Below are 6,000 nucleotides of genomic sequence, written 5' to 3' on the forward strand. Positions count from 1 at the left end.
GAAATATTATTAATTATGTATGAATTCCTGTAACAAAGGGTTTTATGTGAGATTAAAATATGATACAATGATAACCGGCGCAGGTCGCGCTATTGTTTAATATAAGAGGAGACAAAGCATGAAAAAATTTATAACTACTATGACAGTACTGGCGCTGTCGGCATCCGTGTTTGCGGGATGCGGGAAAACGGCGGAGAATGGGGAGAGCACCCAGGCTGGTACTGAGAGCGCAGCAACGGGCGAGACTGGTTCCGAAACTGCGGCTGCAGCTGTGGAATACGGCGAGGATGCCTATGTGGACGGCATCAATGTAGCCGATTATGTGACCCTTGGCGAATATAAAGGGATTGAAGTTACGGAAACAGCTCCTACGGTAACGGATGATTATGTGCAGAGCTATATTGATTATGCGCTGCAGAGCAATATGGTAACAACGGAGATTACGGACAGGGCTGTGCAGACAGGCGATTTTGCCAATATTGATTATGAAGGAAAAATCGACGGCGTGGCCTTTGAAGGCGGTACGGATAAGGGCTATGATCTGGAAATCGGCTCCGGCAGCTTTATCGATGGCTTTGAGGACGGCCTTATCGGCGCCGAAATTGGTGAGACAAGGGACGTTGCGGTTACCTTCCCTGAAAGCTATCCCAATGCGGATGTGGCCGGAAAGGAAGCGGTGTTTACCGTAACCGTTAACAGCATTCATACGAAGTCCCTTCCGGAGCTGACGGATGAATATGTAAAAGGACTGGAACTGGATCTTGCCACGGTTGATGAGTACAAGCAGTATGTGTTTGATATGCTGATGGAGGATGAGCAGAATACCCATGATTCCAATGCCCAGATTGATATCCTGGCTAAGGTAGTGGAGAATTCCGAGTTCAAAGAGCCGCCGGCAGACATGGTTACCCGCTATTATGACAGAATTAAAGCGAATATGAGCTCCTATGCCGCTATGTACGGCTATGATCTGGAAAGCTTTATGGCTGCAACAGGCTCCTCTGAAGAACAGATTCAGGAATCCGCAGCACAGGCCGCCCGCGAGATTATTGCGATGAAGGCAATTGCGGATGCGGAGGAACTGAACGTGACGGATGAAGAGGTGGAAGCGGAGCTTCAGAAGAATGCGGCTGATTATGGCTACGAGGATGTGGAAGAATATAAGAGTGCCATTGATTTGAAGGGCTATAAGGAATACATGATGACAGAGAAGGTGCTTTCCTTCCTGTTTGACAATGCGGTGGTTACCGATACGGAGCCTGTCCAGGAGCTGAATACTGATACTGAGGGAACAACGGAAACTGCCACAGAGGCGGCGGAGACAGAAGGAACAGAGACAGCCGGGACAGAGACCGGAGCCGTAGAGGAAACAGAAAGCGCTGCCGGGACTCAGGCAGCGGATAAGAAGTAAAGGTAACTATTCAGCAGGTCAGCGCATTTACTGCGCTGGCCGAAGTGATTCAGGAATGCCAAAAGCAATAAAGCCAAAGCGCGCTTACCGCTTATATAAGAACACGGAAACGAGGGGTAAAAAAATGGAACTGACAAACATCAAGGATTTATTCAGAGAAAAAGAGAAGTATCAGGGCAGGAAGGTCACCGTCGGCGGATGGGTGAGAAGCAACAGGGATTCCAAGAACTTTGGATTCCTTGTAGTCAATGACGGAACCTTTTTTGAGCCGCTTCAGATAGTATACAGCAGCGAAATGCCGGGGTTTGCGGAAGCAGCCAAAATCGGCGTGGGAGCTGCGGTGGTGGCAACGGGTACGATTGTGGAGACTCCCGGGGCAAAGCAGCCTATCGAAATGCAGGCTGAGGAGATTCTTGTGGAAGGAGCTTCCCCGGCGGATTATCCGCTTCAGAAGAAGCGCCACAGCTTTGAATACCTGCGTACTATTTCCCATCTGCGTCCGAGAACGAATACCTTCCAGGCAGTTTTCCGCGTGCGTTCCCTGGCAGCTTATGCCATCCATAAATTTTTCCAGGAAAGGGAATTCGTTTATGTGCATACGCCCCTGATTACAGGAAGCGACTGTGAAGGTGCGGGAGAAATGTTCCAGGTGACCACGCTGGATCTGGAGAACGTGCCCAAAACGGAAGAGGGTAAGGTGGATTACAGCCAGGACTTTTTCTGCAAGCCTACCAACCTTACGGTGAGCGGGCAGCTGGATGCGGAAACCTATGCTTTTGCTTTCAGAAACGTATACACCTTCGGGCCGACCTTCCGTGCGGAAAATTCCAATACCACCCGCCATGCGGCTGAGTTCTGGATGATTGAGCCGGAAATGTGCTTTGCGGATCTGACGGATGATATGATGCTTGCGGAAAGCATGCTGAAGTATGTTATCCGTTATGTGCTGGACAATGCGCCTGAGGAGATGGCGTTCTTCAATCAGTTTGTGGATAAGGGGCTGATTGAGCGTCTGGAGCATGTACTCACCTCTGAATTCGGCCATGTGACCTATACGGAGGCCATTGAAATCCTGGAGAAGCATAATGATGAATTTGAATATAAGGTACATTGGGGAAGCGACCTGCAGACCGAGCATGAGCGTTATCTGACAGAAAAGGAATTCAAACGCCCTGTTTTCGTTACCGACTATCCGAAGGAAATCAAGGCATTTTATATGAAGCTGAACGAGGACGGCAAGACGGTTGCCGCCATGGACTGCCTGGTTCCCGGCATTGGGGAAATCATCGGAGGCAGCCAGAGAGAGGACAAGCTGGAGCTGCTGGAGCAGCGTATGGAGGAGCTGGGGCTTAACAAGGAGGATTATGAATTCTACCTTGATCTTAGGCGTTATGGTTCCGCGCGCCATGCGGGCTTCGGGCTTGGCTTTGAGAGATGTGTGATGTATCTTACCGGAATGGGCAACATCAGAGATGTCATTCCCTTCCCCAGGACAGTGAAGAACTGCGAGTTATAAGCGAAACGGAAAAGCGGCTGCATTAAAGGCGGAAGCCGGGATGCAGCCGCAGATGCGATACGTAAGAAGGGCAGGATATGCGAAAGAAATTTTTCAGTCTACTTTTGATATTCATATTGGCATTATCCATGACGCAGACAGCATATGCTACCAGTATCAGTGACCTTCAGAAGCAGAGGCAGGAAAAAGAAAACCAGAAAAAAGGCACCCAGAGTCAGCTGGACTCCGTGAACGATCAGATCAATGACCTTTCCGGGGAAAAGGATGATGTGGATGCACAGATCAGTGAGCTGACCGGCCAGATTGCGGAAATTATGGCCAGCGTCAGCCTTCTGGAGGATGAAATTGCAGATACACAGGTGCAGATTGAACAGGCACAGAAGGATTATGATGAGGCCAAGGCCAAAGAGGAAGCGCAGTATCATGCCATGAAGAAACGTATCCAGTATTTGTACGAAAAGGGTGAGACCAGTTATCTGGAGCTATTTATGGAAGCAAAGAGCTGGTCGGATATGCTGAACAAGGCTGAATATGTACAGGAAATTTATACATACGACAGAAAGATGCTGGATAATTATGCGGCTACCGTCCAGGAGGTGGCGCAGCTGAAGGAAAGCCTGGAGGAACAGAAATCAGAGCTGGAAGCTGCCGAATATGAGCTGGAGCAGGAAAAAGCTTCCCTGCAGGAGTCCCTGGATGAACAGAAGGAGATTGCCGCGGATTATGAGGTGCAGCTTGCAAAGGCAAAGCAGGAAGCGGCGGCCTACAAGGCGAAGATAAAGCAGCAGAATGCGGAAATCCAGAAGCTGGCTTCCCAGGAAGCCGCCAAGAAGGCGGAAGAGGAAGCGAGAAAGCGTGAGGAAGAGGCGCAGAAAAAGAAGCAGAATTCCCAGAGTACGCAGAATTCTTCCGGCGGAACCTCCACTGCTTCGTCAGGTGGAGCCAAAACCGTACCTCCCAAGATCGGCAGCGGAAGCGGGAGCGACATCGCCCAGTATGCCTGCCAGTTCGTGGGGAATCCTTACGTGCCGGGCGGGACAAGCCTGACAAGCGGTGCGGACTGTTCCGGATTCACCCAGTCCGTATACAGGGTTTACGGCTACAGCATTCCCAGGAATTCATCGTCCCAGAGAAGCGCGGGACGTGAGGTTTCCTATGAGGAAGCGCAGCCGGGAGATCTGATCTGTTATGCGGGCCATGTGGCCATCTATCTGGGCAACGGAAGAATCGTCCATGCCAGCAGTGTTAAAACCGGCATTAAATACGGCAATGCGACCTATAAGCCCATATTGTCTGTAAGAAGGATTGTCAATTAATAGAAATTTTCATAACAGTTCAGGACGGCACATCGTCCTGAACTGTTATATATTTTACGGTAAAAAATGCCGCCCCGGAAGAAATATCCTCCGGGGCGGATGTTATTTGGAGTGCCGTTGGAAACTTTCTATGGCTTTGGTTTCAGAAGCTTCAGGAAATCCTTTTTATTAATAGGACATATCAGGCGTTTGTGCTCAGGCTTTTTTGCTGATACAGTCCAGAAGGTAACGCACTGCCTGTTCGGCCAGCTCCGACATGGAATATTCGGAGGATACGCCGACCACATGGTGATTGCATTTATTTACCGGCAGAAGGATTTTCATGGCGCTGCTCTGGCCTACGGCGACCGCCATGGCGGGAGTGACCTCACCCAACAGGGAATCGGCGGCCATAATGCCCAGCGGGCCGATGATATAATCGGCATCCCGGCTGTTGACCAGCACCGGATTTTCCCCGGTGGCGCCGTAATCGGCCCCGGCCTTTAGCATGGCGGCCGTAGCGATGCTGTTTGTTCCGATAGCGTAAATTTGGGCGTCGGAAATGGCGGCATTCTTTGTTTTCTCGGTAAGGAGGCTGCCCATGCGGCCCCCCTGCCCGTCAATTATCATAATTTTCATGGCTGTTTTCCTTTGTCCGTTTATTCTGCACCATCGCCGGGCAGCAGGCTGTATTCCACAATGACGGAAGCCTCCACCTCCAGTTCACCGGGCATGATGGTTACGTCTCCGGCGTCCATGGATGCGGCTCTCATGCTTGTTTTATCTGCAAGCGCATTGTCTGTATAGCGGGCTTCGCTGTAGGTGCTCCGTTCATTGAGGGCTGAGATCTCTCCCAGCTGGCAGCCGGCGGCCTGCGCCATGCCCTCTGCCTTTGTGCGGGCGGCAGTTATTGCCAGGCTCAAAGCCTCCTGGTAGCTTTCGTCATACTTGCTGGAAAGGTAGGAAATGGACTGGATATTGTTGATGCCCGCACTGACGGATTGTGCCAGTATGCCGCCCACCTGATCCAGGGGAAGATCGGATACAGTGAGAGTGGTTACCGCTTCATAACCGATAAGGGTCCGTTCGTCACCGCTCCAGTTATAGCGGGGATTCATATAATAGCCTGTGGTCTGGATGGAACCCTCCTTCACACCGAGTTCAGTAAGGAGGGCGACTACCTTGTCCACATCCTCCGTGTTCTTCTGCTGGCAGCCGGCGGCATCGGCGGCTTCCGTCTGAACCGAATATACGATTTCTGCGATGTCCGGAACGACGGTCACTTTTTCACTGCTGTTTACGGTAATTGTGCTTCCCGGAGCGCTGTCTGCGGAAAGCGGGCCTGCGGCGGGATTGCCGGCGGCAGGGGCGGTTGAGACTTTGGTCTGGGTTTCACATGCCGCCAGGGTGCAGGCGCCAAGCACAAGCAGAGCGGCGGCAGCAACGGATAAATAAGTTTTTTTCATAATAACCTCACTTCCTGCGGTCTCTCGGCCGCGTTCATCCTACAGTACCAATATAACAAAAAAGGGAAATGAAAGATAGGCCGGGGAAAAATAATTAAAAAAATTTTAAGTGTAGCAAAGAAAGAGGGCGCAGGCTTTCAGGAAATGGAGCTGCCGGACAGCTGGGATGATTTTGTAGTACGCCGACAGCTCTGAAAGGCGAAAATTTCTCGCACAAAAATTACTGATAAGCACTGAAGATTTAGCCGATGCATGATAAAATAAAAAAAAGTTTTTCGCAAAGGAGAAAATTTATCGTGACAAGGGCTGAAC

The 6,000-nt window shown here is 50.6% G+C and carries 5 protein-coding genes; 3 read left to right on the forward strand and 2 right to left on the reverse strand.

The features are described from left to right. The first annotated feature begins 118 nt into the window (after window positions 1-118). From tig to FYJ45_RS26480, 3 genes are all read left to right on the forward strand, one after another. Window positions 119-1,411 (forward strand): trigger factor, encoded by a 1,293-nt coding sequence (gene tig, locus FYJ45_RS26470; RefSeq protein ID WP_154468019.1) that lies wholly within the window; start codon window positions 119-121, stop codon window positions 1,409-1,411. Between the two features lie 124 nt (window positions 1,412-1,535). Further along, on the forward strand, window positions 1,536-2,927 hold the full coding sequence (asnS, locus tag FYJ45_RS26475) for an asparagine--tRNA ligase (protein WP_154468020.1): 1,392 nt from the start codon (window positions 1,536-1,538) through the stop codon (window positions 2,925-2,927). Between the two features lie 77 nt (window positions 2,928-3,004). After that, window positions 3,005-4,243: a C40 family peptidase gene (locus tag FYJ45_RS26480; protein ID WP_154468021.1), complete on the forward strand. Its 1,239-nt coding sequence runs from the start codon at window positions 3,005-3,007 to the stop codon at window positions 4,241-4,243. A gap of 195 nt (window positions 4,244-4,438) precedes the next feature. Here the strand turns inward: FYJ45_RS26480 and FYJ45_RS26485 are convergent, their stop codons facing one another. Next, window positions 4,439-4,861, reverse strand: a complete 423-nt coding sequence (locus FYJ45_RS26485) for a DUF3842 family protein (protein ID WP_154468022.1) — start codon at window positions 4,859-4,861, stop codon at window positions 4,439-4,441. A gap of 20 nt (window positions 4,862-4,881) precedes the next feature. Beyond that, on the reverse strand, window positions 4,882-5,688 hold the full coding sequence (locus tag FYJ45_RS26490; RefSeq protein WP_154468023.1) for an SIMPL domain-containing protein: 807 nt from the start codon (window positions 5,686-5,688) through the stop codon (window positions 4,882-4,884). Between the last annotated feature and the right edge of the window lie 312 nt (window positions 5,689-6,000).

The organism is Eisenbergiella porci, from assembly GCF_009696275.1.
Lineage (GTDB): Bacteria > Bacillota > Clostridia > Lachnospirales > Lachnospiraceae > Eisenbergiella > Eisenbergiella porci.

What these genes read in the sequence shown, in the direction of transcription:
- FYJ45_RS26485 (WP_154468022.1), bottom strand. Translation starts at nt 4,861, where the DNA reads ATGAAAATTATGATAATTGACGGGCAGGGGGGCCGCATGGGCAGCCTC.
- FYJ45_RS26490 (WP_154468023.1), bottom strand. Translation starts at nt 5,688, where the DNA reads ATGAAAAAAACTTATTTATCCGTTGCTGCCGCCGCTCTGCTTGTGCTT.
- FYJ45_RS26480 (WP_154468021.1), top strand. Translation starts at nt 3,005, where the DNA reads ATGCGAAAGAAATTTTTCAGTCTACTTTTGATATTCATATTGGCATTA.
- tig (WP_154468019.1), top strand. Translation starts at nt 119, where the DNA reads ATGAAAAAATTTATAACTACTATGACAGTACTGGCGCTGTCGGCATCC.
- asnS (WP_154468020.1), top strand. Translation starts at nt 1,536, where the DNA reads ATGGAACTGACAAACATCAAGGATTTATTCAGAGAAAAAGAGAAGTAT.